General features: G+C 66.9%; 1 protein-coding gene and 1 pseudogene. One reads left to right on the forward strand and one right to left on the reverse strand.

Annotated features, from left to right (window positions below):
- Window positions 1–765: pseudogene (locus JMF90_RS33810) on the forward strand (SMP-30/gluconolaconase/LRE-like region family protein); the annotation flags it as partial.
- Window positions 766–778: 13 nt separating this feature from the next.
- Here JMF90_RS33810 and JMF90_RS33815 read toward each other — a convergent pair.
- Window positions 779–2,331: TonB-dependent siderophore receptor (locus JMF90_RS33815; protein ID WP_201326054.1), on the reverse strand; the 1,553-nt coding region annotated here is incomplete at its 5' end.

Below are 2,331 nucleotides of genomic sequence, written 5' to 3' on the forward strand. Positions count from 1 at the left end.
AACGACTATCAGCGCGGCCAGCACTTCGGGCAGCTCGTGAGCGTTGGCGGCAACCGGATCCTCGTCGCGTCGGGCCAGAACCCGGGCAACTTCAACTTCTACTACTTCAACACCGCGAGCGGCTACATCGCGATTCCGGCCGGTTCGCTGCCCGGCAAGCCGTTCAACACGACGCTGCAGGTGACGGCCGGTTTCGACATCGACGGCAACGGCGACGTGTGGGCCGGCCTGAACGGCTCCAACGTGATCACGCGCTACCCGATGACGGGCTTCGACGCGACCGGCAAGCCGTCGTGGGGCAAGCCGGTGACGACGGCCGTGCCGAGCAGCGTGGCGCCCGTCACGCGCATCATCTATCAGGCCGACAGCGACACGATGATCCTGGCGCAGGGCCTGGCAGGCAACTGGGACTGGACCGCGATGAACGGGCACATCGAGGTTTATCACGGCTGGAAGAACGGCAACACGAGCGCGCCGAACCCGGTGATAAACCTGACGAGCGCGAACCCGAAATCGATCGCGGCGGCCGGCCACTACCTGTTCGTCGGCTATGTGCACACGGTGCCGAACATCGACATATACGACCTGAACACCGGCGCGCTCGTCACGACGCTGACGAATTCGAACCCGTCGGCGATGGACGTCGGCAACGACGTCGACTCGATGTACGGCGTGCGCGCGTACCTGCGTTCGACCGGCGAGTACGTGATCACGAAGGACAACTACAACGGGTCGAGCATCGTCGTGTATCGCTGGCGTCCGTGAGCGCGCCGGGGCGTCAGAACGATACCGTGGTCGTCAGCGTGACGAGCCGCGGCTCGCCGACCGCGACGATCAGGTTGCTGTTGCTCGACGGATAGTAGGTCTTGTCGAGCAGGTTCTTCACGTTGAGCTGGAAGCGGGTCGGAAACTTGCCGATCGTCGTTTCGTACGCCGCGAACGCGTCGACGCTCACGTAGCCGGGCAGCGTGAAGCTGTTCGCGGTGTCGCCGGAGCGGGCGCCGACGAGACGCGCGCCGCCGCCGAAGCGCCAGCGCCCGGGCAGGTTCGCGATGGCCGTGTCGTATACCGCGAACAGGCTGCCCGTGTGGCGCGCGACGTTGACGAGCGGCGTGTTGCTGTCACGATCGTTCGCGTTCGTATACGCATAGCTGCCGATCACGCTCAGGTGGCGCGTGATCTGCCCGGCCACGTCGAGCTCGATCCCGCGCGAGCGCGCGGTGCCGATCGTCGACGTGAGGTCGCCGACCGTGACCGCGACGTTGCGCTTGTCGATCTGGTACACGGCGAGCGTGCCCGTGATCGCGGGCTTCAGGCTGAACTTCAGCCCGGCCTCGAGCACGCGGCCATATTCCGGCGCGAGCGGCGCCGCGACGTTCGACGCGACGTTCGGCTTGAACGAGCGGCTCACGTTCGCATAGGCGGTGAGCGCCGGCGTGAGCGCATACGCGAGCCCGAACTGCGGCAGCCAGACGCTGCCGCGCGAGCGGTCGGCGAACACGAACGGCCGGCCCATTCCCGATTCCTGCTGCCAGTTTTCCCAGCGCAGCCCGCCTACCGCGGTGAGGCGGTCGGTGATCTTCACCGAGTCCTGCACGATCGTCGAATACGCATGCACGACCGAGCGCGAATCGCTCTGCTTCGCGTTGGCCATGCCGCCCGGCGCGAGCAGGCCATACACGGGATCGTAGAGATTGAAGCCCGTCGTCGCCTTGCCGCGGATCGTGTCGCCGCGGAAGCTGCGCTGCCGCTCGTATTCGCCGCCGACGTAGATCGCGTGCTGCATGCCCGCGAGCGTCACGTTGCCGAGCAGCCCGAGCGTCGCGATCTGGTCGGAATCGTTGCGCCCGAGGTTCGCGTCGGACGAGCGCGTCAGCGCGCCGGTTCTGCTGTTGAACGCGGTGGCGCGGGTGATGAACTGATCGTAGCGGTCGCGGCCCCAACCGTAAGTCGCGCGCACGCGCCAAGCATCGGAGAAGCGGTGCTCGATGCGCGTGCGCAGCGTTTCCTGGATGCCGCTGCTTTGCGACCACGCTTCCTCGTAGCGGCGATAGCGCAGTGCCTCGTCGAGCTGGCCGTTCACGAGCACGGTGCCGCGGTCGAACGGCATCGTGTAGTCGACGTACTGGTAGCTGACGTCGATCGACGTGTTCGCGTCGTGCCACGACAGCGCGGGCGCGATCAGCGCGTTGCGTTCGCGGCCGAAGCTGCGCCAGTAGCGGCTCGTGTCGTATTCGCCGGTCAGCCGGAAGGCGAGCGTGCCGCCCGCGACCTGGCCGGGCTTGCCGAGCGGCCCCGTGAGATCGAACTGTGCGTTGCTGCCGCCGTGGT

Origin of the sequence: Burkholderia sp. E168m23, from assembly GCF_016586125.1 — a bacterium.
GTDB lineage: Bacteria > Pseudomonadota > Gammaproteobacteria > Burkholderiales > Burkholderiaceae > Burkholderia > Burkholderia orbicola.